Origin of the sequence: Nonomuraea sp. NPDC050663 (assembly GCF_044456985.1) — a bacterium.
In the GTDB taxonomy this organism is placed as follows: domain Bacteria; phylum Actinomycetota; class Actinomycetes; order Streptosporangiales; family Streptosporangiaceae; genus Nonomuraea.
The window spans coordinates 136,361-162,050 of sequence record NZ_JBITGL010000002.1; the positions used below are offsets into that span (position 1 = coordinate 136,361).

The window sequence follows — 25,690 nt, forward strand, 5'->3', positions numbered from 1 at the left end:
TCATGCTCTCCCTGACGGATCTGACCGTACGGCTCCCGCGCACCGCCCGCCCGGCGGTCGACGGCCTGAGCCTGACCGTCGCCGAGAACGAGACGGTCGGGCTGGTGGGAGAGTCCGGCTCGGGCAAGTCGCTGACCTCCCGCGCGGTGCTCGGCCTCCTGCCGCCCGGGGCCGAGGTCTCCGGGCGGATCGTGATGGACGGCGCCGACGTGCTCGCCATGAACCGGGCCGAGATGCGGCAGCACCGCACCCGGTCGGTGGCGATGATCTACCAGGATCCGCGCGCCGCCATCAGCCCCTTCCGCCGCGTCGGCGACTTCCTCACCGAGACCATCGCCATGGACCGCGCGGCGGCGGCCGAGCTCCTGGAGACCGTCGGGCTGCGCGAGAGCCACCTGCGCAGCCGCCCGCACGAGCTCTCCGGCGGCATGCTCCAGCGCGTGGTGATCGCCGCCGCGCTGGCCGGACGGCCCCGGCTGCTGCTGGCCGACGAGCCGACCACCGCGCTGGACGTCACCACCCAGGCGGAGATCATCGCCCTGCTGCGGCGCCTGCGCGTGCCCGGCATGCTGTTCGTCACCCACGACCTGGAGCTGGCCGCCACCATCTGCGACCGCGTCTACGTCATGTACGCGGGACGCGTCATGGAGACCAGGCCGACCGGCGAGCTCTTCCGCGATCCCCGCCACCCGTACACTGCCGGACTGCTGGCCGCGACCCCGCGCCTGGACGAGCTCGGCACGCTGCCGCCAGCCATCCCCGGCCGCCCGCCCGACCTGCTGGCGCGGCTGCCGGGCTGCCCGTTCGCCCCTCGCTGCCCGCACGCCCTGGACTCCTGCACGGCGGGCGTCCCCGACCTGGTCGCCGGGGTGGCCTGCCCGCGCGCAGAGGAGCTCTGCGATGAACGACCTTGACGTGAGCGGCCTGCGCAAGAGCTACGGCCGCTTCACCGCCGTGGACGACGTCGGCTTCACCGTGCCCGCGGGAGGCTCGCTCGGTCTGGTGGGGGAGTCGGGCTCCGGCAAGAGCACGGCCGCGCGGCTGCTGCTCGGGCTGGAGCGTCCCGACGCGGGCAGCGTGCTCGTGTGCGGGCGGCCGGTGGCCGCGCTGGGCCGGCGCGAACGGGCCAGGCTCATCCAGATCGTCTTCCAGGACCCCTTCGGCTCGCTGGATCCCCGGCTCACCGTCGAGGACTGCCTGACCGAGGTGCTGAGGCTGCACTTCCCCGCCGTGCCGTACCGCACCAGGGTCGGCGAGCTGCTGGAGCAGGTCGGGCTGGGGCCGCGCGAGGCCGGTACGCTGCCGCGGCAGTTGTCGGGCGGGCAGCGGCAGCGGGTGGCGATCGCCCGCGCGCTGGCCGTGCGGCCGAAGGTCCTGGTCCTCGACGAGGCGGTGGCGGCGCTCGACGTGTCGGTGCAGGCTCAGATCCTCGGGCTGCTGGCCGACATCAGGGCGGCCGAGGAGGTCTCCTACGTGTTCATCACCCACGACCTGGCCGTCGTCGGCTGCGTGGCCGACCAGGTGGCCGTCATGCGCCACGGCCGCGTCGTGGAGTCCGGCCCCACCGCGCGGGTCCTCACCTCGCCCCAGCACGACTACACGCGGCTGCTGCTCGACTCCGTGCCGCGCGCCGCGTTCTAGAAAGGACAAGCGTGTCGTATCTGTCCGCCACCGAGGCCGTGCGGCTCATGACCGCGCGCGAGTCGTCGCCCTCGCACCGCCCGCCCGCTGGAGGGCGTCCGGTGGCCGTCAAGGAGGAGAGCCGATCGTCGGGCTCACCCGCGAGGAGGGATCGCTGCTGCTGAAGGGCACGATCGCGGAGGTCACCCATCCGGTGGTCGCATCCTGACCGGGGTCCAGGTGGTCGGGCGCACCTACGACGACGAGACCGTCTTCCAGGTGGCGCAGGCCCTGGAAGGGGCTCTGGCGCCGCTGGGCCACCCCTTGTAGCCTATGGGCGTTGCGTAGTCCGGTACGAGTTGCGTATTAAGGAACAACGCATGGGCAGCGGACCTCGTGTGGTGATCATCGGCGCGGGCATCGTGGGCTGCGCGCTGGCGGACGAGCTGACCGGACGGGGCTGGAGCGACGTCACCGTCGTCGAGCAGGGTCCCCTGTTCGCCGCCGGCGGGTCGTCGTCGCACGCGCCCGGACTGGTCTTCCAGACCAACCCCTCCAAGACGATGACCGAGTTCGCGAGCCACACGGTTCGCAAGTACCTCACCCTCGGCACCTTCGACCAGGTCGGCGGGCTGGAGGTGGCCACCACCGAGGAACGGCTGACCGACCTGCACCGCCGTCAGGGCTGGGCGGCTGCTTGGGGCGTCGAGGGCCGCGTGATCGGCCCCGAGGAGTGCGCCAAGCTCTGGCCGCTGCTCGACCAGGGCAGGGTGCTCGGCGGCTACCACGTGCCCACCGACGGACTGGCCGACGCGCTGCGCAGCGGCGAGGCCCAGGCGCGACGGGCGATCGAGCGGGGCGCGAGCTTCCTGCCCCACCACACCGTGGTCGGCGTCGAGCAGCGGGCCGGGCGGGTCACCGGCGTGTCCGTCAGCACCGACGAGGGCCTGCGCACCGTCGCCGCCGACGTGGTCGTGTGCGCGGCCGGCTTCTGGGGGCCGACGATCGGCGCCATGGCCGGGGTGACGGTGCCGCTGTTACCCCTCGCCCACCAGTACGCCAAGTCGGCGGACCTCACCCGGCAGCCCGGCGCGCCCATCCTCCGCCACCAGGACAAAGACCTGTACTTCCGCATGCACGGCCCCCGCGTCGGCGTCGGCTCCTACGCGCACCGCCCGATGCCGGTCGCCCAGCACGAGATCGCGGCCAAGGCCACCACGATGCCCTCGCTCCAGGCATTCACCCCCGAGGACTTCGAGCCCGCCTGGCGCGACGCCCGCGAGCTGATCCCGTCGCTGGAGGGTTACCGCGAGGGCATCAACGGGATCTTCTCCTTCACCCCCGACGGCTTCCCCCTCATCGGCCAGAGCCCTGAACTGGAGGGCTTCTGGCTGGCCGAGGCGGTCTGGGTCACCCACTCGGCGGGCGTGGCCAGGGCCGTGGCCGAACTCCTGGTCGACGGCACCTCCGGCTACGACCTGCACGAGTGCGAGCTGTCCAGGTTCGAGCCCGCGCAGCTGTCGCCCGCCTTCGTCTCCGAGCGCGGGCAGCAGAACTTCGTCGAGGTCTACGACATCATCCACCCGCTCCAGCCCATGGAGTCGCCCAGGCCGCTGCGCACCAGCCCCTTCCACCCCCGCCAGCAGGAGCTCGGCGCCTACTTCCTGGAAGGGGCGGGGTGGGAGCGCCCGCACTGGTTCGAGAGCAACCGCGACAAGCCGGCCCCGTCCACCGGCACCGCCCAGCGCGGCGAGTGGGCGAGCCGCCACTGGTCGCCGATCGCCGCCGCCGAGGCCCACGCCACCCGCGAGCAGGTCGCCCTGTACGACATGACCCCGCTCAAGCGCATCGAGGTCAGCGGGCCGGGAGCGGCCGCGTTCCTGCAGTACCTGACCACCAACAACGTCGCCAAGAAGCCCGGCTCCGTCACCTACACCCTGCTGCTCGACGCGCGCGGCGGCATCCGCTCCGACCTCACCGTGGCCCGCCTCGACGAGGAGACCTTCCAGGTCGGCGCCAACGGCAACCTGGACCTCGACTGGCTGCGCCGCCGCGCCCCCGCCGGCGTGCGGGTGCGCGACATCACCGCCGGCACCTGCTGCGTCGGCGTCTGGGGTCCGGCGGCGCGCGACCTGGTCCAGCCGCTGACCGACATGGACATGTCGCACGCGGGCTTCCGCTACTTCACCTGCAGGAGCGGCTACCTCGGCCACGTGCCCGTGCTGGCCATGCGCGTCTCCTACGTCGGCGAGCTGGGATGGGAGCTGTACACCAGCGCCGACCTCGGGCTGAAGCTCTGGGACACCCTCCACCGCGAGGGTGTGACCGCCGGGGGCCGCGCCGCCTTCAACAGCCTGCGCCTGGAGAAGGGCTACCGGCTGTGGGGCACCGACATGACACCCGAGCACCAGCCGCACGAGGCAGGGCTCGGCTTCGCCGTACGAGATGACAAGGACTTCCTCGGCCGCGACGCCCTGTCCACGGAGCCGACCCGCAAGCTCGTGCCGATGTTCACCAGCGAGGTCGTCATGGGCAAGGAGCCGGTGCGGCACGCGGGACGCACGGTCGGCTACACCACCAGCGCCGCCTTCGCCCACACGCTCGGCCGCCCGATCGCCTACGCGTGGCTGCCGATCGAGCTGGCCGAGCCCGGCACCCACGTCGAGATCGCCTACCTCGGCAACCGGGTGCCCGCCCAGGTCGCCACCGAGCCCCTGTACGACCCAGGGATGGAGAAGATCCGCCGGTGACCCCGCATCCGGACACCCTCTGGCGCACCCCGCAACCCCGGCGCTCCTACGACGTGGTGATCGTCGGCGGCGGCGGCCACGGCCTGGCCACCGCCTACTACCTGGCCAAGAACCACGGCATCACCAACGTCGCGGTGATCGAGAAGGGGTGGCTCGCGGGCGGCAACATGGCGCGCAACACCACGATCATCCGCTCCAACTACCTGTGGGACGAGAGCGCGGCCATCTACGAGCACTCGCTGAAGTTGTGGGAGGGGCTCGGCGACGAGCTCGACTACGACCTGCAGTTCAGCCAGCGCGGCGTGCTCAACCTGGCCCACAACCTGCACGACGTGCGCGAGGGCAGGCGGCGGGTCAACGCCAACCGGCTCAACGGCGTCGACGCCGAGTGGCTGGAGGCCGACGAGGTCGCCAAGTTCTGCCCGGTCATCAACACCACCGCGAGCGCCCGCTACCCGGTGCTGGGCGCGACGCTGCAACGCAGGGGCGGCATCGCCAAGCACGACCACGTGGCCTGGGCGCTGGCCCGCAAGGCCGACCAGTACGGCGTCGACCTCATCCAGGACACCGAGGTCACCGGCTTCGAGATCACCGGCGGGCGCGCCGTCGCGGTGAAGACCACCAGGGGCACCATCGCGGCGGGGAAGGTCGCCCTGGCCGCCGCGGGCCACACCAGCGTGCTCGCCTCGATGGCGGGCATCCGCCTGCCGCTCCAGTCGCATCCGCTCCAGGCGCTGGTCAGCGAGCTGCTGGAGCCCGTGCTCGACTGCGTCGTCATGTCGAACGCCGTGCACGTCTACGTCAGCCAGGCCCACAAGGGCGAGCTGGTCATGGGTGCGGGCATCGACGCCTACAACTCCTACGGCCAGCGTGGCGCCTTCCACGTCATCGAGGCGCAGATGGCCGCCGCGCTGGAGCTGTTCCCGATCTTCAGCCGCGTGCGCGTGCTGCGCACCTGGGCCGGCATCGTGGACGTCTCGCCCGACGCCTCCCCGATCATCGGCCGCACCCCGGTCGAGAACCTGTTCATCAACGCCGGCTGGGGCACCGGCGGCTTCAAGGCCACCCCCGGATCCGGCTGGGTCTACGCGCACACCATCGCGCACGGCGAGCCGCACCCGCTGGCCGAACCCTTCGCCCTGGAGCGTTTCACCACGGGCGCGCTGATCGACGAACACGGAGCGGCGGCGGTGGCCCACTGATGATGCTCATCGAATGCCCGCACTGCGGGCCGCGCGACGAGAACGAGTTCCGCTACGGCGGGCAGGCCGGCGTCGCCTACCCGGAGCGGCCCGCGGAGCTCGACGACGAGGCGTGGGCCGCCTACGTGTTCATGCGCGACAACCCCAGGGGCTGGTTCCACGAGCGCTGGTTCCACACGAGCGGCTGCCGCACCTGGTTCACCCTCCACCGCCACACCGTCACCCACGAGATCCGCCCATGAACTTCCTCTTCGACGGCCGCTCCTACCCCGGCCTGCCCGGCGACACCCTGGCCGCGGCCCTGCTGCGCAACGGGGTGCGCGTCGTGGGGCACAGCGTCGACCTGGGCCGCCCGCGCGGCGTCTTCTCCGCCGGAGCCGAGGAGCCCAACGCGCTGGTCCAGGTAGGAGCCGACCCCATGGTCGCGGCGACCACCGTCGAGCTCCACGAGGGGCTCACCGCGCGCAGCCTGCGAGGCAAGGGCCGCGTCGATCCCGGCGCCGCCGACGAGCGGCGATGCGACAAGGGCTACCTGCACGGCGACGTGCTCGTCATCGGCGCGGGACCCGCCGGGCTGGCGGCGGCTCTGGCGGCGGGGGAGGCCGGGGCGCGGGTGATCCTGGTCGACGAGCAGCCGCGGCCCGGCGGTGACCTCCTGAACAGCAGGATCCTGCTCGACGGCGCGCCTGGAGCCGCCTGGGCCGCGTCGGCCGCGGCGCGGCTGGCCGAGCTTGCGGAGACCCGGGTGCTGAGCCGCACGACCGCCATCGGGTACTACGACCACAACTACGTCGTCGCCGTGGAGCGCAGGACCGGCGGGGAGCGGCTGTGGCACCTGCGCGCCCGCCGCGTGGTGCTCGCGACCGGCGCCCACGAGCGGTCGGTCGCCTTCCCCGGCAACGACCGGCCCGGCGTGATGCTGGCCTCGGCCGCGCGCGCCTACGCCAACCGCTACGGCGTGCTGCCGGGGCGGCGGGTGGTGGTCTTCGCGTGCACGGATTCGGGATACGAGGCGGCGCGTGACCTCGCCGCCGCGGGCGCGGAGATCGCGGCGATCGTCGACCCGCGCGGCGGGCGCGACTGCCTGGCGGGTGTCGTGACCGGGACCACCGCCGACGGCGACGGCGTGCTCGACGGCGTCCTGGTCGGAGACCGGCGGATCGAGGCCGACCTGCTGGCCGTCGCGGGCGGCTGGAGCCCCGTGGTGCACCTGTTCAGCCAGTCGCAGGGGCGGCTGCGCTTCGACGAGGAACTCCAGGCGTTCGTGCCGCACCTGTCCGCGCAGGCCGAGCGTTCGGCCGGGGCCTGCAGGGGCGTGTACGGCACGGCGGCGGCCGTCGCCGACGGCCTCGCCGCGGGAGCCCAGGCCGCGGAGCTGGCCGGATTCGGGCAGGCCGGGCCGCCGATCCGGGTGCCCGAGAGCGACGAGGCCGAGCCCTCGGCGCCCGCCGCCGTCTGGGTGTGCGGCGACGACCCCGCCACCTCCTTCGCCGACCTGCACCGCGACGTCACCGTCGCCGACCTGGCCAGGGCCACCGGTGCCGGGCTGCGCTCGGCCGAGCACGTCAAGCGCTACACGACCGCGGGCACCGGCGCCGACCAGGGCAAGACCTCGGCGGTCCCCGGCGTCGTCGCCGCCCTGCTCGGGACCGGCCCCGGCACCACGACCTTCCGCCCGCCGTACACGCCCGTCTCCTTCGCCATCCTGGCCGGGCGCGACCGGGGCCCGCTGTCGGACCCGATCAGGGTCACCGCGATGCACGACGCCCACGTGGCGCGCGGCGCGCTGTTCGAGGACGTCGGCCAGTGGAAGCGTCCCTGGTACTTCCCGATGCCCGGCGAGACGATGGAGGAGGCGGTCGAGCGCGAGTGCCGCGCCGCCAGGACCGGCGTGGCCGCTATGGACGCCTCCACGCTCGGCAAGATCGACATCCGGGGGCGCGACGCCGGGCTGTTCCTCGACCGCGTCTATACCAACCTCTACTCCACCCTGCCCGTCGGCTCGTGCCGCTACGGCGTGATGTGCACCGCCGACGGCATGGTCTTCGACGACGGCGTCACCTCCCGCCTGGCCGACGACCACTTCCTCATGACCACCACGACCGGCAACGCCGCCCAGGTGCTCGACTGGCTGGAGGAGTGGCACCAGACCGAGTGGCCGGAGCTGGAGGTGGCCTTCACCTCCGTGACCGACCACTGGGCCACCGTCGCCGTCGTCGGGCCGGGCGCCCGCCGCGTCGTCGCCGCGATCGCCCCCGAGGCGGTCGACCTGCCGTTCATGACCTTCACCGACTTCGCCCACGGCAGGGTCTTCCGCATCAGCTTCTCGGGCGAGCTGGCCTTCGAGATCAACGTGCCGTGGCCGTACGGCAGGGCGGTGTGGGAGCGGGTGCTGGAGCTCGGCGCCGTGCCGTACGGGACGGAGACCATGCATGTGCTGCGGGCCGAGAAGGGCTTCGCGATCGTCGGCCAGGAGACCGACGGCACGGTGACGCCGCAGGACCTGGGCATGGGGTGGATCGTCTCCAAGCGCAAGCCGGACTTCGTGGGCAGGAGATCGCACACCCGGCCCGACACGGCGCGCGCCGGCAGGAAGACGCTGATCGGGCTGGACACGCACGTGCCGGAGGGCGCGCAGCTCACCCTGGACGGGCGCATGGTCGGGCACGTCACCTCCAGCTATCCGCGGGCGGTGCTGGCGATGGTCCGCGGCGTGAGCGAGGGCGAGCGGCTGGTGGCCCACGACGGTGACCGCGAGATCGCCGTCACCGTGGTGGCGCCGGTCTTCTACGATCCCGAGAACCTGCGGCGCGACGGCGACCCGTTCGTCCCTCACGAGGTCCCGCCGTTCGGGCCGGTACGGCGCAGCCCGGCCGGAGCCTTCGCCGGGCGGTTCGAGGCGGCGGGTTCGGAGCGGGTCCGGCTGCGTGAGGTGCCGTTCGTCCCCATGTGGGAGGTTCGGGAGCAGGACCCGGGACGGGGGCTGCGGCTCGGCCCCGCCTGGTGGCTGGTCACGGGGGAGCGGCCCGAGGGCGGTGTGGAGGTGTCGGGGCAGCGCACTGTCCTGGAGGTCTCCGGGCCGGGGGCGCGCGAGGTGCTGCTCACCGGCTGCCCGATCGACCTGCACCCGGCGGTGTTCACCGGCCACGCGCAGACGTTGCTGGCCAAGGCCGGGGTGATTCTGGAGCGCGCGGAGGAGGACGTGTACCTGATCTACGTGCGCTCTTCGTTCGCCGCCTACCTGAGCGAGTGGCTGCTCGATGCGCTCACCGCATATGTCGCGTCTTTCCGGAAATAAGGTGGTATCAATACCCAAACTTTGACGAGCGGAGCGTGGCGGGGTGCGGCGGGCACTGGGTGGGCTGGCGTGTGCGGCGATGCTGCTCAGCGGTTGCGGGGCGTTGGAGGCGGCCGATCAGAAGCCGCGGAGCAAACCGGATAGCACCTCCAAACCGGGCGAGGCGCTGAAGAAGCTCGACAAGCTGCCCGTGAAGGGCCGGGCGCCGCGGACCGGGTTCGACCGCGACGAGTTCGGCCCCGCCTGGGCGGACGTCGACCGCAACGGGTGCGACACCCGCAACGACATCCTCAAGCGCGACATGACCGACGAGACCTTCAAGGAGGGCACGCACGACTGCATCGTGCTCACCGGAGTCCTCGAAGATCCCTACAGCGGCAAGACCATCAAGTTCAGGCGCGGCAACGAGACCAGCATGGCCGTGCAGATCGACCACCTGATCCCGCTGTCGGACGCCTGGCAGAAGGGCGCGCAGCAGTGGCCGGCGACCAAGCGCAAGGAGTTCGCCAACGACCCGCTCAACCTGCTCGCCGTCGACGGGCCGCTCAACAACCAGAAGAGCGACGGCGACGCGGCGACCTGGTTGCCGCCGCGCCGCGCCTACCGCTGCACCTACATCGCCCGCCAGATCGACGTGAAGGCCAAGTACGACCTGTGGGTGACCCGCGCCGAGAAGGACGCCATGGAGCAGATCCTGTCGTCCTGCTAGCCCTTGGTCCCTAGCCCTTGGTCCCTAGCCCTTGGTCTCTAGCCCTTGGTCCTGCAGGGCTCGCCGGCCACCTCGGGCGCCTCGTCGGCGACCGACACCTCCAGCTGGGCGGTCGAGGCCAGCAGGCTGCCCGCCGGAGCGCCCGCGACGGCCGCGTCGACGACCTCGCTGCGCTCGCCGAGCAGCGCGAAGCTGTCCCGGTCGAAGATGAGATCGTCACGGGTGCCCGCCTGCGTGACCAGGCCGACCCCGATGCCCTCCCGGCCGGCCGCGTCCCTTGCGCCCTCGGCCACGCTCACGCCGGGAATCGTCGCGACCGCCTGGTAGAGCGCCTTGCGCTGGGCCGCGGGCACGTACGTCTCCCGCAGCAGGTCGCTGGCGCGGGTGAAGGCCGACTGGTCAGCCTGCACCCCCTTCTCGTTGGGCTCGTGAGCGGAGTACAGGTGCGCCCGCATGCCCTCGGCGTCGACCGGCAACCTCTTGATCGCCGCGTAGTCGGAGCGCAGGTGCTCGGGGACGGTGCCGCCGTCGCAGTTGGCCAGCGCGACCAGCTCCGGCTTGCCCACACCCTCGTAGGCCTGCTTCGGGATCGGCCAGCCCGGGAACTCCCGAGGTTCGAGCAGCTCCATGCGCAGCACGCCGTACTCGTCGCCCGTCTGCTCGGCGCGCAGCCAGATCGTGCGGTCGGTGCGATACAGCCAGCGCTCCTCCTTCTCGCCCATGCTGTAGGAGCCGTACATGGTCTGCGACTTGACCACCACGTACTGGTCGTCGCGCGGGTCGAGCTCCTCGACCACCGCCCCGGCCGCGCGGTCGAGCACCTCGCTCGCCGACATCAGCCTCACCTGCGGCGCCTGGCCCACCTGCGCGAGCTGCCCCGCCTGCTCCACCGGCGCCGACCGCGTCACCACGAACGCCGCCGCGAGCGCCAGCGCACCCGCCGCCGCGACCATCAGGTACGGCCCGCGCACCCTCCTGGCCCTGCCCGACGCCAGCCGGGAACGGGCGGCAGCCCTGGTGCCCGGGTCGTAGGGCGCCGCCTCGGGGCGCTCGTCACGGTACAGGTCGATCTCGTTCATGACTCTTCCCCCAGGACACGGCGGATCTTGGCACGGGTGCGGGACAGGCGGGACCGCACGGTCCCCATCGGGATGCCGAGCGCCTCGGAGGCCTGCTCGTAGGTGAGGTCGGCCCAGGCGACCAGGAGGAAGAGTTCGCGTTCCTTACGGCTCAGCGCGGCCAGCCCGGCCGCCAGGCGCGGACGCAGGTCACGCGCGCTCACGCGCTCGACGCTGCGCTGCTCGAAGCTGTCGCCGTCCGGCTCGGCCAGCCTGGCCAGGGCGCGCAGCCGCCGCACCTCGCCACGGTGGTGCTTGGCGATCAGGTTGGCCGCCATGCCGTACAGCCATGGCCTCGCGTCGGGGCGCGAGCGGTCGTAGCGCGCACGTTTGCGGAAGGCGGCCAGGAACGTCTCGGCCGTGACGTCGTCGGCGGCCGAGACGCTCTCCGGGCCGAGCCGGCGCGAGACGTAGCGGTGGATCTCGTCGGCGTAGCGGTCGAAGAGCCCGGCGAAGCGCTCGGGATCGGCCAGGGACTCCTGGATGATCAGGGCGTCGCCGGTGACCTGCGCGGCCGCCGGGATCGTGGCGCTCACCACAGGGCGGGTCGTTTCATCGGGGTTCGGATCCTCTCGTGGATGTCCCTCACCCCTTACTCACCCGCAGGCCGCCCCGGTGTTCCCTTCCCGCGTCGTGGTCAGGCCCGGATGGCCTTGGCGTCGCCCTGGCGGATCTCGACCTTGCGCGCCTTGGCGCGCTCGAGAACCGGGATGCGGACGGTCAGCACACCATTGTGGTACCCGGCGTCGATGCCGTCGCTGTCGAGGTGCTCCGACAGGTAGACGCGGCGGGTGAAGGTGCCCATTGTCCTGGGCGGTCTCCTCCTCGCGCCGGGCGCTGATGCTGAGAACGCCCCGGTCGACGGTGACCTCGATCGAGGCGGGGTCGATGCCGGGCAGGTCGAACCGGAGGATCACGTCATCGGCGCGGCTACCCGAACCTCCTCATTGGAGAGTGGCCAACTTGTAAGTGAAGTTGTAGGTCAGCTCGCTCTCCACGAGGATGCAAGCTCAGTCGTCGTCGGTGCTGTCGTCGGCGTCGTCGTCAGTGTCGGCGTCGTCGGCGTCCTGGGCGTCCGGGGTTTCGGTGTCGTGCTCGAGCACCTTGCCGTTCTGGTCGTCGATCTCGAAGTCGTGCTCGACGTTGTCCTTGGTCAGCTCGACGTCCCAGCGGCCGCGCTCGTGCTCGCTGTCGGTGAGGGTGGAGCCGGGCAGCTGGTCCTGGGCGATCTTGACGGCCTGCTCCTTGGTGATCTTCGGCTCGGCCTGCGTCGCGGCGAAGGCGGCGCTCCCCGCGCCGACGAGGCCCATGGTCACGAGGCTGGCAGCGATGATCTTCGTTGTCGTCTTCATGCCTACAGCTCATCGCGAACCGGGGTAACGTCGCGCTAAGCCGCGGTTAACGTCCCAGAAGCAGCTCGACGCCCTGCTTCGACAGCCGCATCGAGCCCCCCGAGGCCTCGGCCGTGCGGCGCACGATGTCGAGCCCCAGCCCGGTCGAGCCCGCCCCGCTGCTACCGCGCTCCAGCAGGGCGGCGTCGAAGCCCGGACCCTCGTCGTGCACGCTCAGCCCGCCGTCGGGCGTCAGCCGTACGGAGAACGCCGTGCCCTCGGGCGTGTGCGCGAAGACGTTGCCGAGCAGCGCGTCCACCGCGGCCGCCAGGTCGGCCGCGGCCACCGCGACCTGGACCCGGCTCTCCGGAAGCTCCACGGAGACCTCGCGCTCCTGGTCCTCGGCCAGCACCGACCAGAAACGCACTCGGTCGCCGACCACCGCCGCCGCGTCGCAGGAGGTCTGCGCCCGCTCGTGATGCCGGGCGTCGTTGATGATCGAGCTGACCGCCCGCTCCAGGTCGTCGACACGGGCGGCGATCCTGGCCGCCTCCTCGCGGTCGCGCAGCGCCTCCGCGTCGAGCCTCAGACCCGTCAGCGGCGTGCGCAGCCGATGCGACAGGTCGGCGACCGACTCGCGCTCGGCGGCCAGCAGGTCGCCGATCCGGCCGGCCAGGTGGTTGAGCGCCAGCGCCACGCTCCGCAGCTCGGGCGGGCCGCCGGGCCTGGCGCGGGCCTCCAGATCGCCTCCCGCCAGCCGGTGCGAGACGCCGGCCAGCTCGCCGATCGGCTCGACCAGCCGCCGCGCCAGCCGGTCGGCCAGCACGATGCCCAGCACCACCAGCGCCAGGCCCAGCACCAGCAGCGCCAGCCACGCCTCGTACACGCCGCGTCGCAGCTCCTGCTCACTGACGAAGACGCTGATCACCACCGTGCCCCGCGGCGACTGCACCGAGGTCAGCACCTGCCGCCCTTCGTCGGCCTCGGCGGTGACACTGCGGCCCAGTGCCGCCAGCCGTACCGCGTCCGACGACCGCGGCGTCACCCGCCTGATGACCTCGACCGGCAGCGAGGCCCGCTGCGCCGACAACTCGGGATCGGGCGAGAGCGCCACCGACTCGGCCGTCGTCGTCGCCCGCCCCATCGCGCCGTTCTCCGCCACCGCCCTGACCAGCAACGCCATGGGCACCAGCAGCGCGATCAGCACCAGCGAGGTGGTCGCGGCGACCAGCAGGGCCAGCCAGCGCCTCATTCCGGACCCACCAGCTTGACCCCCACCCCGCGCACGGTGTGCAGGTAGCGCGGCTGCGCGGCCGTCTCGCCGAGCTTGCGCCGCAACCACGAGATGTGCACGTCGACCGTCTTGTCCGCGCCGCCGTACGGGACCTGCCAGACCTCCGTCAGCAGCTCCCGCTTGGTCACCACCTCGCCGGGCCGGGCGGCCAGGAAGTGCAGCACGTCGAACTCGCGCGGCGTCAGATCGAGAGCGCGCCCGTCGAGCGTCGCCGTGCGCGCCTTCGGATCCACGGTCAGGCCGCCCAGCCTCAGCGGCTCCACGGTCGTGGTGACCGTACGGCGCAGCACCGCGCGGATGCGCGCGTCCAGCTGGGCCGCGGTGTACGGCTTGACCACGTAGTCGTCGGCGCCCGCGTCGAGCACCGGGACCATCTCCGCGTCGCCGTCACGGGCCGTCGCCACGATCACCGGCACCTTGCTGACCGCCCTCAGCATGCGCAGCAGCTCGCGGCCGTCGAGATCGGGCAGGCCCAGGTCCAGGACGATCAGGTCGGGACGGTCCTGCACGGCCAGGCGCAGGCCGTCGAGGGCGGTGGGGGAGCTGGCGACGGCGTGACCGAGATCGCGCAGGCCCCTGGACAGGGCCGTGCGGATGGTCACGTCGTCCTCGATGAGCAGGATGTCCGCCATATTGTCTCACCGTAACCGCTGGTTGGCCGTGGGCCGATCGGGCTTATCGGCCTCTTAACCTTGCCTTAGGAGTCCATGGTGGAAGGTGGTGGGCATGACACGGCTCGTCCTGGCCTGGGTGGCCACCGCGCTGGCCGCCATCGCGGCGGGGGTGGCGGTGCTCGGGTTGCTCGGAGGGTCGTCGCTGGCCGGAGGCGGGGGCAAGGTGCTCGACCGCGACGAGGTCAGAGACGCCCTGGCCGCCGCCACCGCCACCGCCTCGCCGCAGACGTCGGCGGCCCCGTCCTCAGCGGCCCCGTCCGCCGTTCGCTCGGAATCGCCCTCGCCGCAGGCCTCCGTCCTCACCACAGCGGGCGGCACCATCGTCGCCTCCTGCTCCGCCGGGCAGGTCACACTCAGGAGCTGGAGCCCCGCCCAGGGCTACTCCACCGACGACGCCGACCCGGGACCCGCCCCCACCGTGAAGGTGGAGTTCGAGCCGGAGGACGGCGACGAGCTCGAGGTGCGCGTCGGATGCGCGGGCGAGCGCCCCGTCGTCCTCCCGTGAACCACGGCCCGCGTCAGCCCTCGGCGCTCAACGCCGACTTGGTCAGCTCCGCCTGCCGCCGGATCTGCCCCATCACCACCGGGTTGAGGTTCCTGTCCTCGAACACGCTCACCATGCGATCCATCACCGCGTACGCCTGATCCAGGTCGCCCTGCCTGGCCTCGGCCCTGGCCAGGCGGCGCATCACCAGATTCAGCGTGATGTTGTCGACCGTCGCCTGCCTGGCCACCACGCTGAGCTGCTCGATGCCCTCCTTGGGGTCCGGCGGGCGCACCTGCAGGCGGCCGTCGCGGATGCGCTTGAACTCTCGCTCCGCGTTGAGCCCCTTCACCAGGCGCGCGTAGACGGCCAGCGGGTGGCCGCCGTGCCGGTCGATGACCTCCTCCAGCGCCTCGTTGCCCGAACGCAGCGTGGGGGAGTCGGAGCCGAGCAGCGAGAAGAGCTTGCCCTGGTCCTCGCCCAGCATCAGCTCCGCCACCTGGTGGTCGGCGGTGGTCACCGGATAGCGCACCTTGATCGTCAGCACGGGCGAGACGATGCGCGAGCCGTCGGCGGCGATGTACTGCGCCCTGACGCGATACTCGCCCGGCTGCTGGAAGTAGTGGCCCTCGCGGCCGTGCCCGATGTAGGCGCTGCGATACATGGCCGGATTGTTCTCGTCGAGCCGGATCTCCAGCGAGTGGTCCACGCAGTGGCGCATCATCGGCCGATACAGCACCGTGCGCCCGCTCGGCTGGGTGATCGAGACCTGCGTGAACTCCGTGTCGGGATGCAGGTGGCTGTGCGTCGTACGCGCCTCGCCCACCGACGACAACTTCAGCTCGACCACCACCGGCTCACCCAGGCCGAACCACTCCTTGGCCCGCACCTCCAGCGCCAGCCCGGTACGGTCCTCGACGGGCGGCTCGAACGGCGCGATCTCGGCCGCGCCCAGCCCGAACGCGTTCGCGCCCATCGCCACGTCGCGGAAGAAACCGTGACGCAGATGGATGAGCTCGGCGTCGGTGAACTGGAAGGGGAAGGCCGCCCAGTAGCCCGGCTCGCCGCCAGGGCGGTAGTTCTGCACGTAGTTCATCCACGACAGGTCGCCGAAACCGCCGTCGGGACCGAGCGGCTGCGGCGGCGTGGCCAGATTCTTCTGCCAGGAGTGCAGCAGGTTGAAGGCGTGGCCGAGCTCGTGCACGTAGGTGCGCAACTGGGCGCGCTGCGCCTGCGGGCTGTCGCCCTTGATCGCGTCGTAGAAGACCGCCGCGCCCTGACGCTGGCAGCCGTCGTTGTAGTCGAACATGATGCCGCGGTAGCCGCCCACGTGCTTGCTGGCCACCAGCAGCCACACCCGCCACGCGGCCGCGTCGCCGTACTGACTGAACTGCTGGGTCATCGCGTGGTGCAGCTCGGCGTCGTCCCACGCCAGGTCGCGGCCCGAGCCGTCGGTCGGGACCACGCCCGGCTCGGCGACCCTCAGCTCCACGCCCGCGTCGGCCCACGCCTCGCGCACGCCGATCACCCGCGGCTCGACCTGCGGGCCCGGCAGCGACCCCGTGTTGTACTCGACGAACGGGACCGTGCCCACCACCGAGTCCTGCTCCAGCAGCACGCTGCGGAAGAACGCGCTCGCGAACGGCAGCTCGTAGCGGCGGCCGTCGATCTCCGCCCTGGCCACCCCCTGCTCGACCGTGACCGTGACCTGCCTGGAGGTGACGGCCTGGGTGAAGGCGCCCTGGCCCTCTACCCGCGTGCTCGCGCCCTCGACCGTGATGGTCGGCGCGTGCACCACGAACGAGCCGATGTAGGAGGTCGTCGCCCCCGCCACGGTGAACAGGTCACCGCTGAGCCGTCCGGTCGGCCTCGTTCCGTCGACGTCGACACGGAGGTCGACCTGAGAGTCTCCGTCCTGGCCGCGATAAAGCCCGCTGATCATGGCGCTCCCCTCCTGATCCACTCAGTGGGGACGCTTCACCGCCGGGAGCGAGCTGTCAACGGCTTCCGCGGACTTCGAGGGCGGACAACAACTCCTCCGACACCCGGGTGATCTCCTCGACCGCCCTGTCGAACGCCTCGGCGTTGTGCTTGGCGGGCGCGCGGAAACCCGAGATCTTGCGGACGAACTGCAGCGCCGCCGCGCGCACGTCGTCTTCGGTGACGTCTTCGGTGAACGGCGGGCGCAGGGTCTTGATGCTTCGGCACATGCCACCCACGGTAGCCGCCGCCACCGACATCACCGGAAGAAGCCGATGCGCTGGCTGATCTCCCTGGCCCCCTCCACGAGCAGCCCCGCCACCAGAGGGAGACGCTCGGGCGTGAGCCGGTACGAAGGGCCGGAGGCGCTCACCGCGGCGATCACCGAACCGTCGGCGCCCCGGATCGGCGCGGCGACCGCGTTGAGCCCCACCTCCAGCTCCTCCTCCGTCGCCGCCCAGCCGTCGCGCCTGACCGCGCCGAGCCCCAGGAGCTCCGGATCGACGATCGTCCGCGCGGTGAAGCGTTCCAGCTGCCCCGGCAGCGGCAACGCCCCGAAGGCCAGCAGGACCTTGCCGCTGGACGTGGCGTGCGCGGGGGTGCGCTGGCCCACCCAGTTGTGCCCGCTGATCGCCGCGGGACCCCTCACCTGGGTGATGTTGACCGCGAAACCGTCCTGCGCCACCGCGATGTTCACCGTCTCGCCGACCTCCTCGGCCAGGCGCCCGCACACCTCCCGGCTCTCGCGCGACAGGTCGAGCTGCGCCGTGGCCGCGCCCGCGAGCCGCACCACCCCGAACCCCAGGCGGTAACGGCCGCGCTCGCCACTCTGCTCCACCAGCCCGCCCTGCTCCAGGGCGCCCAGCAGGCGGAACGCGGTGGACTTGTGCACCTCGAGCGCGGCGGCCAGGTCGGTCACCCGCGTGGCGCCGTCGCGGGCCAGGATCTCCAGGATCGCGATGGCCCGATCAACTGACTGAACTGAGCCGTTGCTCATAGCGCAACAGATTAATATCCCCGTCATGGCAAAACGGTCTGTTTTATGGAAGGCCCTCTGGCTCGCCCTCGCCGCCGTCGTGGTCCTGGGTTTCGCGGCCACCGGCTGCTCGCGCGTGAGCACCGAGACCGACGAGGTCGTGCTGCACTACGCGGGCGGGCCGTTCGAGGCGATCGCCTTCGAGAAGTGCATCAACCCGTCGAGCGGCCTGACCCTCCTGGGGCCGGGCGACACCGGCTACTCCTACCCCTTCGGGCAGCGCTCCTTCGACTTCTCCGGCGTGGAGGGAGCCGAATCGGGGGCCATCTCGGTCGTGTCGCGCGACAACGTCCAGATGACCGTCGCCGGCTCTGCGACCTTCACGCTCAACACCGAATGCAAGGTGCTGCGGCAGTTCCACGAGCGCATCGGGCGTAAATACGGTGCCTACTTCGAGGACGGGCAGTCCGAGGGGTGGACGAAGATGCTCAACTTCTACTTCAAGCAGCCGCTGGACCGGGCGATGGACGCCGCGTCCCAGGAGTTCGAGTGGAAGAAGCTCTTCAACGACCCCCAGATCAAGCAGCAGTGGGAACTCCGGGTCGGGCAACTGGCCCGCGAATACATCAGGGAGGCGGCGGGGGCCGAGTACTTCTGCCAGCCGCTGTACGCGGGGACCGGGGACTGCGGTGACGTCGTGCTCACCATCCAGAAGCCGCAGCCGCCGGACTCGCTCATTGAGGCCCTCGCCGCGGAACAGGCGGCCAAGCAGCAGAACCTCGCGCAGCAGCAGATCAACGCGAAGGTGAAGACGGAGCTGGAGTCGATCAAGGACCTGGTCGCCGTGCTCGGGCCCAACGGGGCCATCCTGTGGAAGGCCATCCAGGACGGGAAGGTGGACGTGGTGCCCGTGCCGCAGAACGGGGCGATCAACATCACGCCCCGGGGCGGCTCGTGAGGATGGAGCGATAATCGTGACCGCAGATCGTCACCGGCCCGGCTACGTCGGCCGCCGGATCGGGCGCGCCCTGCTCGGCTACGCCGTGGCCCTCGTGGTGGGGGCCGCCGTCGTGGCCGTGTGGTGGCTGAGCCGCTGAGTCAGGCCACCCTCCACGTGCGGTCGCCGAGGGGGGAAGGTGGTCAGACGCGAGGAGCCAGTTCCGTGCCGAAGGCGAGGGCGATCTTGCGCATCCCCTGCGACAGCTCCTCCCGGTCCAGCGCGTCGATCCGCTCCGCCGGCCCCGACACCGACATCGCCGCCACCACGCGCGCCCCGTCGTGCACCGGCACCGCCAGGCAGTGCACCCCCAGCTCCTCCTCGCCCAGGTCCAGGGCGTACCCCTGGGCCCTCACCCGGTCGAGCTCGGCCAGCATCGCGGCCGGGGTGGTGATCGTGTTGGCCGTCTTGCGCGGCATGCCCGTGCGCTCGAAGAGTGCCACCGCCTCGGAGGCGGCGCGGTCGGCGAGCAGGACCTTGCCCACGGCGGTGCTGTGCGGCAGGAGCCGCCGCCCGACTTCGGCGAACATGCGCAGCCGCCGCGGTGAGCTCGCCTGGGCGACGTAGACGATGAAGTCGCCCTCCAGCACCGCCAGGTTCGCGGTCTCGCCCGACAGTTCGACCATGCGCGCCAGGTACGGCTGCGCCCACGCTCCGACCATGCGTTCGGCGACGCCGCCGAGCCGTACGAGTCCGCCGCCGAGCGCGTAGCGTTTGTCCGATTCCTGGCGCACGTATCCGCGGCTGAGCAGGGTTCTGAGCAGCCGGTGGATGGTGCCGTACGGCAGGCGCGTGCGTGCGGCGATCTCCGAAAGCCCTGCCTCGCCGCCGTGGGAGGCGAGGGCTTCGAGCACGTCGAAGGCGCGTTCGACGCTCTGCACCGTGCCGTTGTCGCTCATAGTGGTACCCCCCGGAGTGAAGCGTCCAGCACCTCGGCGGTGTGCGCGACCCGGATGGCCGAGCCGCGGCGGCGCATGGCGGTGGCGATCTGCATGGTGCAGCCGGGGTTGGCCGAGACCAGCAGGTCGGCGTCGAGGCCTGACACGGCGCCGGCCTTTCGGTCGCCGAGGTCGCGGGCGGCCTGGGGCTGGAAGATGTTGTAGGTGCCCGCCGAGCCGCAGCACAGGTCGGATTCGGGGATCTCCTTGAGCACCAGTCCGGGGATGTCGCGTAGCAGGTCGCGGGGCTGGCGGCGGATGCCCTGGGCGTGGGCGAGGTGGCAGGCGTCGTGGTAGGCGACGGTGAGGGGCAGGGAGTTGCGCTGGGCGGCGGGGCCGAGTTCGGCGAGCCATTCCGCGAGGTCGACGACGCGCAGGGCGCGGGCTCGGGCGGCCCAGGGGGTGCCTTCGAGCAGGTCGGCGTACTCCTTCATGGAGGAGCCGCATCCGGCGGCGTTGACGACGATGACGGAGACGCCGGCGCGTTCGAAGACGCGGATGGTGCGTCTGGCCAGCCGTCTGGCCTGGTCGGCCCGTCCGGAGTGCACGGACAGCGCGCCGCAGCAGCCCTGGCTCGGGGGGATGACGACGTCGCAGCCTTCGAGGGAGAGCACGCGGGCGGTGGCGGCGTTCACCTGGGGGAAGAACTCGCGCTGCACGCATCCGAGCAGCATGCCCACTGTGGCTCTGCGCGGTCCGCGTGCCCGGACGAACCGGGGCATGCGCTGCCGTACCTCGACGTGTGGTGCGAGGGCCGCCATGGCGCCGAGGCTCGGGTGCACCCGCTCCAGGAAGCCCTGCAGCGCGCCGGTCAGCCGCATCGGCCATCGCAGGAGCCGCAGCCTTCGCGGGTAGGGGAAGAGGCTGAACACCAGGCCGCGGACGGCGCGGTCCTGCGGGTCGCGTTCGTGTTCGCGTTCCACGGTGACGCGGGTCTGCTCGATCAGCTTGTCGTATCGCACGCCGGAGGGGCAGGCGGTGACGCAGGCCATGCAGCCGAGGCAGGCGTCGAAGTGCCCGGCCATCGCGGGCGTGATCGGGGTGCCCTGGACGTGCTGGGACATGAGGTGGATGCGTCCGCGCGGCGAGTCCATCTCCTCGCCCCACAGGGCGTAGGTCGGGCAGGACGGCAGGCAGAAGCCGCAGTGAACGCAGTCGTTGATCAGGTGGGGGTCCATCACACGCCTCCGGGAAGCCGGCCAGGAGCCAGGAGCCCGCCGGGGTCGAACCGCTGCTTGACGCGCCGCATGAGCTGGAGGGCGCCGACGCGTCCCCATCGTTCGACCCGGCGCGCGGCCTCGTGCGGGGCGGCCAGGAGCACGATCCGCCCGTCGTCGTCGTCGAAGTCGGCGCGGAGCGAGGTGACGAACGCGGCCACGGCGGCCGGGCCGGTGTCGGGTGGCAGGGCGATGCGCGCGACCAGATGGTCGCCGAGCCACATCCGGGTGGCCGCGGGCACCTCGGCTTCGCCGCTCGCGCTGAAGATCGCCACGGCGAGCGCCTGCACCCGGCTGAGCGGGGCGCGCGCCTCGATGAGCACCTCGTCGCCAGGGAGCCGCGCCCACGTCTCGGGCGGAGCGTCGGCCACGTCCGTCAGGCCGAGGTGCTGTACGGCACGCGCCCGTCCTTCGGCGGCGCTGCCCTCGAACAGGGCCGAGACGGTCATCTCGGAAGCGCCGGGCGGCCAGTCGAGTTCGATGGCGCTGGGTTCGGCGTGGCTGGTGACGAGGGTGTGCAGGAGCCGGTCGAGGTTCCCCGGCAGCCAGGTCGTCCCCCCGGTGTCGTCGCGGTCGTAGCGTGCCGCCGGGACCCGCCCTGAGGCCCAGAGGCGCTTGGACGGCAGCGGGTGGAGGCGGAAGGTGGCTTCGGCGATCACGCCGAGGGTGCCGTAGGAGCCGGTGAGGAGCTTGCCGAGGTCGTAGCCGGCGACGTTCTTGACGACCTTGCCTCCTGAGCGGGCGACGGTGCCGTCGGCCAGGACGACGGTGACGCCGATGAGCAGGTCGCGCGCCGTGCCGTACCTCAGGGAGCGCGGCCCGGCCAGCGCGGTGGCGAGCGTGCCGCCGACGGTGGCGCCGTCGAGGGGCGTGTCGAGCGCGAGCTCCTGGCCCTTGCCCGCCAGGACGCCGGCGAGCGTGTCCATGGTCACCCCGGCCTCGACGAGCACGACGAGGTCGCCGGCGGCGTGTTCGAGCACCTGGTTCATGCAGCACAGGTCGAGCAGCACGTCGCAGCGGTCGGGGCGGCGCGCCCAGTGCAGCTTGGTGCCGCCGCCGACGGGCACGACGGCCAGGTCGCGCTCGGTGCAGACGCGCAGCACCTCGGAGATCTCCTCGACCGATTCGGGCAGGACGACCCATCGCGGCCGTACCCCGGCCACGTCGTCGTCGGGTCCCGCGTCGCGCACGCTCACCGAGCCGAACATCAGAACTGTTCCGCCTTCCCCGCCTCGACCAGCGGATGCGGGCCCTTGCGCACGCCGGGCACCTCGCCGCACAGGCGCGGCGTGGGGAAGACCTTGCCCGGGTTTGCGAGCCCTCGCGGGTCGAAGGCGCACCGCACGAGCTGCATGGTGTCGAGGTCGGTGTCGGAGAACATCTTCGGCATGTAGCGGGCCTTGTCGACGCCGACGCCGTGCTCCCCGGTGATCGAGCCGCCGTGTTCGATGCACAGGTCGAGGATCGCCCCTGAGACGATCTCGGCGCGCTCGCCCGCGCCGGGCTCGGCGTCGTCGAAGAGCACCAGCGGGTGCAGGTTGCCGTCGCCGGCGTGGAAGACGTTGGCGACGCGGATGCCGTGTTCGGCCGAGAGCCGGTCGATGCCGGCCAGCACCTGCGGCAGCGAGGTGCGCGGCACGACGCCGTCCTGGACGATGTAGGCGGGGCTGATGCGGCCGACGGCCGCGAAGGCGGACTTGCGCCCCTTCCAGATCGCCGCGCGCTCGGTGGCGTCGGCGGCGACGCGCAGCTCGAACGCGTCGGCGCAGATCTCCTGGAGCTTGGCGAACTGCAGGTCCACCTCGGGCGCGGGACCGTCGAGCTCGACGATCAGCACCGCTCCCGCGTTCTCCGGATAACGACAGGCGACGGCCGCCTCCGCGGCCTCGATGGCCAGCGCGTCCATCATCTCGATCGCGGCGGGCACGATCCCGGCGGCGATGATCGCCGACACCGCCCGCCCGCCTTCGGCGATGTCACGATAGGCGGCCAGGACGGTGATCACGCTCTCCGGCGTACGGCTCAGCCGTACCGTGATCTTGGTGGCGATGCCCAGCGTGCCTTCTGAGCCGATGAAGGCCCCGAGCAGGTCGTAACCCGCATCCATGCGGTCGAGCGTGACGATGTCGCCGTCAGGGGTGACGATCTCGCAGGCCAGGATGTGGTTGACCGTGAAGCCGTACTTCAGGCAGTGGGCGCCGCCGGAGTTCTCGGCCACGTTGCCGCCGATGGAGCAGATCTGCTGGCTGGAGGGGTCGGGAGCGTAGTAGAAGCCCTGCTCCCTGACCGCCTCGGTGATCGCCAGGTTGGTGACGCCCGGCTCGACCACGGCGCGGCGGTTGTCGAGGTCGACCTCCAGGATGCGCCGCATCCTGGAGGTGACGATGAGGACGCCGTCGCTGCGGGGGAGCGCTCCGCCCGACAGGCCGGTGCCCGAGCCGCGCGCCACGAACGGCGTGCCGTACTCGTTGCAGAGCCGCACGATCGCGGCGATCTGCTCGGCGGACTCGGGCAGGACCACCACGCCGGGCGTGGCGCGGTGGTAGGTCAGGCCGTCGCACTCGTAGGTGCGCAGGCGCACCGGGTCGGTGATGACCTCACCGACGTTCTCGAGCCTGGCGATGAGCCGTTTCATGGCATGCGAGCATAAGCCGGAAGTGTCAGGAATTCCGCAAAGTCGTCGTCGAGGGCGACCTCCTTGAACAACGCCTCCGCCTGGCCGTACAGCTCCTTGTCGTAGCCCGGCTCCTCGGCGATCTTGGCCAGCTCCTCGCCGATGATCTGCTCGACCAGCTCCTTGGTGACGACCTGCTTGGTGTCGTCGAGCTCGATGCCGTTGTGGATCCACTGCCAGATCTGCGAGCGGGAGATCTCGGCGGTGGCGGCGTCCTCCATCAGGTTGTGGATGGCGACCGCGCCGAGCCCGCCCATCCAGGCGGCCAGGTAGCGCAGCGCGACGTCGACGTTGGCGCGCAGGCCCGTCTCGGTGATCCGGCCGGGCGTGGCCGAGACGTCGAGCAGGTCGGCGGCGGTGACGTTCACCTCTTCTCGCAGCCTGTCGAGCTGGTTCGGCCTGCCGCCGAGCACGCCGTCGAAGACCTCGCGGCAGATCGGCACCAGGTCGGGGTGGGCCACCCATGAGCCGTCGAACCCGTCGCCTGACTCGCGCGTCTTGTCGTTGCGCACCTTGTCGAGCGCGACGGCGTTGACCTCGGCGTCGCGGCGCGAGGGGATGAAAGCCGCCATGCCGCCGATGGCGTGCGCGCCGCGCTTGTGACACGTGCGCACGAGCAGCTCGGTGTAGGCGCGCATGAACGGCGCGGTCATGGTGACGGCGTTGCGCTCGGGCAGCAGGAACTCGCGGCCGCGGGTGCGGAACTTCTTGATCACGCTGAACAGGTAGTCCCAGCGGCCGGCGTTGAGGCCCGCGGAGTGCTCGCGCAGCTCGTAGAGGATCTCCTCCATCTCGAACGCGGCAGGGTAGGTCTCGATGAGCACGGTGGCGCGGATGGTGCCGCGCGCGATGCCGAGCAGGTCCTGCGCCTTGTCGAAGACGTCGTTCCAGAGGCGGGCCTCCAGGTGCGACTCCATCTTCGGCAGGTAGAAGTACGGCCCGCCGCCCTTGGCGATCTGGCGCGCGGCGCAGTGGAAGAAGTAGAGGCCGAAGTCGAACAGGCTGGCCGACACCGGTTCGCCGTCGACCAGGACGTGCTTTTCGTCGAGGTGCCAGCCGCGCGGACGCACCACGATCGTGGCCAGCTCGGAGTCGGGCTTGAGCGCGTAGGACTTGCCGCCGGTCTCGAAGTCGATGGTCCTGTCGAGCGCCTCGCGCAGGTTGAGCTGGCCGAGCACGCAGTTGTCCCAGAGCGGCGAGTTGGCGTCCTCGAAGTCGGCCAGCCACACCTTCGCGCCCGAGTTGAGCGCGTTGATGGTCATCTTGCGGTCGACCGGCCCGGTGATCTCCACCCGGCGGTCCTCCAGGCCGGGCGCGGGCGGCGCGACCTTCCAGTCGCCGTCGCGGATGCCCGCGGTCTCGGGCAGGAACCCGAGCGTGCCCCCGGCCGACAGCTCCTCCTGCCGTGCCTGGCGGGCGGCGAGCAGCTCCAGACGGCGCGCGTTGAACTCGCGCTGCAGCGTCTCCACGAAGCCCATGGCCTCGGGGGTGAGCACCTCGTCGAACCTGTCGTGCATCGGGCCGGTGATCTCCATGGTTTTCCGCCTTGTGGAAAGCTGATTCTGGATTATGGAAGTGAACCTATCTAAGGTGCTCCCAGGGGTCAAAGACAGGGTTGCCTCAGGGACCTACCCCGATGCCCGTACGGCACCGCGCGCGGGAGCATCTGAGGCATGAAGAAGATGGCTATCGCGGGGGCGCTGGCAGCCGCCGCCCTGCTGACCGGTTGCGGCGTCGTCGGTGGTCCCACGCAGCAGGAGGAGATCTCCTACGACGTGCCCGACAAGGTCGCCAAGCTGGTGCTCGACAGCGAGTCCGGCGACATCGTGGTCAACGAGAGCGACCGGGCCGGCATCAGGGTCGTCGAGACGCGTCATTGGAACAACGACAAGCCCAACGCCCAGCACAAGGTCAACGGCGACACCCTGGACGTGTCGTACAACTGCCCCGACGTCTTCGTCAACAACTGCTCGGTCGACTACCGGGTGGAGGTCCCCAAGGGCCTGGAGCTGACGCTGGAGACCGGCTCCGGCGACCTGACGCTGCGGACGTTGTCCGGCGTGGTGCGGGCCAAGAGCGGTTCCGGCAACATCTCGGCCAGCGGCCTGGTGGGCAAGCTGTTCCGCGCCGAGACCGGGTCCGGCGACGTCGAGCTCAAGTACGCCTCCACGCCCGACGAGATCAAGGTGGAGACCGGCTCCGGCAACGCCACCGTGTGGGTGCCGCAGGGACCCTACGACGTCCAGACCAAGACCGGCTCCGGCGCGACGGAGGTCGCCGTCACCGACGAGCCCGGCGCCACGCGCAAGATCTCGCTTGAGACCGGTTCCGGCGATGTGAAAGTCCTGCTCGGATAAATCTGGTGAGTCTTGACGGGCGTGCGTGGCACCATCGAGGGAAGACACCGGGATGTCCGGACGTTCCCTAT

The 25,690-nt window shown here is 71.5% G+C and carries 25 protein-coding genes and 1 pseudogene; 11 read left to right on the top strand and 15 right to left on the bottom strand.

Annotated features, from left to right (window positions below; translation table 11 throughout):
• Positions 1-2 precede the first annotated feature (2 nt).
• Positions 3-914 carry an ABC transporter ATP-binding protein gene (locus ACIBH1_RS05175; protein ID WP_397312308.1) on the top strand — a complete coding sequence of 304 codons (912 nt, stop codon included), beginning with the start codon at positions 3-5 and terminating at the stop codon, positions 912-914.
• Positions 901-1,641, top strand: a complete 741-nt coding sequence (locus tag ACIBH1_RS05180) for an ABC transporter ATP-binding protein (RefSeq protein ID WP_397312309.1) — start codon at positions 901-903, stop codon at positions 1,639-1,641. The genes ACIBH1_RS05175 and ACIBH1_RS05180 overlap by 14 nt, the downstream gene beginning before the upstream one ends.
• A gap of 108 nt (positions 1,642-1,749) precedes the next feature.
• Here ACIBH1_RS05180 and ACIBH1_RS05185 read toward each other — a convergent pair whose 3' ends face one another.
• Positions 1,750-1,941, bottom strand: coding sequence for a hypothetical protein (locus ACIBH1_RS05185; protein ID WP_397312310.1), 192 nt, complete (start codon positions 1,939-1,941; stop codon positions 1,750-1,752).
• Between the two features lie 59 nt (positions 1,942-2,000).
• On the opposite strand from ACIBH1_RS05185, the gene ACIBH1_RS05190 reads away from it, so the two are divergent.
• Genes ACIBH1_RS05190 through ACIBH1_RS05210 form a run of 5 tightly spaced genes read left to right on the top strand, consistent with a single transcriptional unit; the run spans position 2,001 to position 9,579 of the window.
• Positions 2,001-4,370, top strand: coding sequence for an FAD-dependent oxidoreductase (locus tag ACIBH1_RS05190; protein ID WP_397312312.1), 2,370 nt, complete (start codon positions 2,001-2,003; stop codon positions 4,368-4,370).
• Positions 4,367-5,572, top strand: a complete 1,206-nt coding sequence (locus tag ACIBH1_RS05195) for a sarcosine oxidase subunit beta family protein (protein WP_397312313.1) — start codon at positions 4,367-4,369, stop codon at positions 5,570-5,572. Before ACIBH1_RS05190 ends, ACIBH1_RS05195 begins: the two co-directional genes overlap by 4 nt.
• Entirely contained in the window at positions 5,572-5,814 is a 243-nt protein-coding gene (locus ACIBH1_RS05200) for a sarcosine oxidase subunit delta (RefSeq protein WP_397312314.1), read from the top strand. The genes ACIBH1_RS05195 and ACIBH1_RS05200 overlap by 1 nt, the downstream gene beginning before the upstream one ends.
• Positions 5,811-8,870, top strand: coding sequence for a 2Fe-2S iron-sulfur cluster-binding protein (locus ACIBH1_RS05205; protein WP_397312315.1), 3,060 nt, complete (start codon positions 5,811-5,813; stop codon positions 8,868-8,870). Before ACIBH1_RS05200 ends, ACIBH1_RS05205 begins: the two co-directional genes overlap by 4 nt.
• Positions 8,871-8,913: 43 nt before the next feature.
• Positions 8,914-9,579, top strand: a complete 666-nt coding sequence (locus ACIBH1_RS05210; protein WP_397312316.1) for an HNH endonuclease family protein — start codon at positions 8,914-8,916, stop codon at positions 9,577-9,579.
• 38 nt (positions 9,580-9,617) lie between these two features.
• On the opposite strand, the gene ACIBH1_RS05215 is transcribed toward ACIBH1_RS05210, so the two are convergent.
• The 6 genes and pseudogenes from ACIBH1_RS05215 to ACIBH1_RS05240 form a co-directional block, all read right to left on the bottom strand.
• On the bottom strand, positions 9,618-10,658 hold the full coding sequence (locus tag ACIBH1_RS05215; protein WP_397312317.1) for a CU044_5270 family protein: 1,041 nt from the start codon (positions 10,656-10,658) through the stop codon (positions 9,618-9,620).
• Complete coding sequence (locus tag ACIBH1_RS05220; protein WP_397312318.1) at positions 10,655-11,233, bottom strand: RNA polymerase sigma factor; 579 nt, start codon at positions 11,231-11,233, stop codon at positions 10,655-10,657. Before ACIBH1_RS05220 ends, ACIBH1_RS05215 begins: the two co-directional genes overlap by 4 nt.
• Before the next feature lie 101 nt (positions 11,234-11,334).
• Positions 11,335-11,614: pseudogene (locus ACIBH1_RS05225) on the bottom strand (Hsp20/alpha crystallin family protein).
• 93 nt (positions 11,615-11,707) lie between these two features.
• Positions 11,708-12,049 carry a PepSY domain-containing protein gene (locus ACIBH1_RS05230; RefSeq protein ID WP_397312319.1) on the bottom strand — a complete coding sequence of 114 codons (342 nt, stop codon included), beginning with the start codon at positions 12,047-12,049 and terminating at the stop codon, positions 11,708-11,710.
• A gap of 46 nt (positions 12,050-12,095) precedes the next feature.
• Positions 12,096-13,280, bottom strand: a complete 1,185-nt coding sequence (locus ACIBH1_RS05235) for a sensor histidine kinase (RefSeq protein ID WP_397312321.1) — start codon at positions 13,278-13,280, stop codon at positions 12,096-12,098.
• Positions 13,277-13,954: a response regulator transcription factor gene (locus tag ACIBH1_RS05240; RefSeq protein WP_397312322.1), complete on the bottom strand. Its 678-nt coding sequence runs from the start codon at positions 13,952-13,954 to the stop codon at positions 13,277-13,279. Before ACIBH1_RS05240 ends, ACIBH1_RS05235 begins: the two co-directional genes overlap by 4 nt.
• Before the next feature lie 94 nt (positions 13,955-14,048).
• On the opposite strand from ACIBH1_RS05240, the gene ACIBH1_RS05245 reads away from it, so the two are divergent.
• Complete coding sequence (locus ACIBH1_RS05245; protein ID WP_397312323.1) at positions 14,049-14,501, top strand: hypothetical protein; 453 nt, start codon at positions 14,049-14,051, stop codon at positions 14,499-14,501.
• A gap of 13 nt (positions 14,502-14,514) precedes the next feature.
• Here the strand turns inward: ACIBH1_RS05245 and ACIBH1_RS05250 are convergent, their stop codons facing one another.
• Genes ACIBH1_RS05250 through ACIBH1_RS05260 form a run of 3 tightly spaced genes read right to left on the bottom strand, consistent with a single transcriptional unit; the run spans position 14,515 to position 17,457 of the window.
• The gene (locus ACIBH1_RS05250) at positions 14,515-16,422 is read right to left on the bottom strand and encodes a hypothetical protein (RefSeq protein WP_397312324.1); all 1,908 of its coding nucleotides are present in this window, start codon (positions 16,420-16,422) and stop codon (positions 14,515-14,517) included.
• Between the two features lie 55 nt (positions 16,423-16,477).
• Positions 16,478-16,690, bottom strand: a complete 213-nt coding sequence (locus ACIBH1_RS05255) for a DUF2277 domain-containing protein (protein WP_397312325.1) — start codon at positions 16,688-16,690, stop codon at positions 16,478-16,480.
• A gap of 29 nt (positions 16,691-16,719) precedes the next feature.
• Positions 16,720-17,457, bottom strand: coding sequence for an IclR family transcriptional regulator (locus tag ACIBH1_RS05260; protein ID WP_397312326.1), 738 nt, complete (start codon positions 17,455-17,457; stop codon positions 16,720-16,722).
• Between the two features lie 25 nt (positions 17,458-17,482).
• On the opposite strand from ACIBH1_RS05260, the gene ACIBH1_RS05265 reads away from it, so the two are divergent.
• Together ACIBH1_RS05265 and ACIBH1_RS05270 are read left to right on the top strand one after the other, a co-directional pair.
• Positions 17,483-18,394, top strand: coding sequence for an SPFH domain-containing protein (locus ACIBH1_RS05265; protein ID WP_397312327.1), 912 nt, complete (start codon positions 17,483-17,485; stop codon positions 18,392-18,394).
• A 16-nt stretch (positions 18,395-18,410) separates the two neighbouring features.
• The gene (locus ACIBH1_RS05270; protein ID WP_397312328.1) at positions 18,411-18,533 is read left to right on the top strand and encodes a hypothetical protein; all 123 of its coding nucleotides are present in this window, start codon (positions 18,411-18,413) and stop codon (positions 18,531-18,533) included.
• Between the two features lie 43 nt (positions 18,534-18,576).
• On the opposite strand, the gene ACIBH1_RS05275 is transcribed toward ACIBH1_RS05270, so the two are convergent.
• The 5 genes from ACIBH1_RS05275 to aceB are packed head-to-tail and all read right to left on the bottom strand — an operon-like array spanning position 18,577 to position 24,797.
• On the bottom strand, positions 18,577-19,332 hold the full coding sequence (locus ACIBH1_RS05275) for an IclR family transcriptional regulator (RefSeq protein ID WP_397312329.1): 756 nt from the start codon (positions 19,330-19,332) through the stop codon (positions 18,577-18,579).
• Positions 19,329-20,549, bottom strand: coding sequence for a (Fe-S)-binding protein (locus ACIBH1_RS05280; protein ID WP_397312330.1), 1,221 nt, complete (start codon positions 20,547-20,549; stop codon positions 19,329-19,331). Before ACIBH1_RS05280 ends, ACIBH1_RS05275 begins: the two co-directional genes overlap by 4 nt.
• On the bottom strand, positions 20,549-21,784 hold the full coding sequence (locus ACIBH1_RS05285; protein ID WP_397312331.1) for an FAD-binding oxidoreductase: 1,236 nt from the start codon (positions 21,782-21,784) through the stop codon (positions 20,549-20,551). Before ACIBH1_RS05285 ends, ACIBH1_RS05280 begins: the two co-directional genes overlap by 1 nt.
• 11 nt (positions 21,785-21,795) lie before the next feature.
• A complete protein-coding gene (locus ACIBH1_RS05290; RefSeq protein ID WP_397312332.1) occupies positions 21,796-23,223 on the bottom strand; it encodes an FAD-binding oxidoreductase in 1,428 nt (475 codons plus the stop codon).
• On the bottom strand, positions 23,220-24,797 hold the full coding sequence (aceB, locus tag ACIBH1_RS05295) for a malate synthase A (protein WP_397312333.1): 1,578 nt from the start codon (positions 24,795-24,797) through the stop codon (positions 23,220-23,222). The genes ACIBH1_RS05290 and aceB overlap by 4 nt, the downstream gene beginning before the upstream one ends.
• 138 nt (positions 24,798-24,935) lie before the next feature.
• Here aceB and ACIBH1_RS05300 point away from each other — a divergent pair, with 138 nt between their 5' ends.
• A complete protein-coding gene (locus tag ACIBH1_RS05300) occupies positions 24,936-25,619 on the top strand; it encodes a DUF4097 family beta strand repeat-containing protein (protein ID WP_397312334.1) in 684 nt (227 codons plus the stop codon).
• The last annotated feature ends 71 nt before the right edge of the window (positions 25,620-25,690 follow it).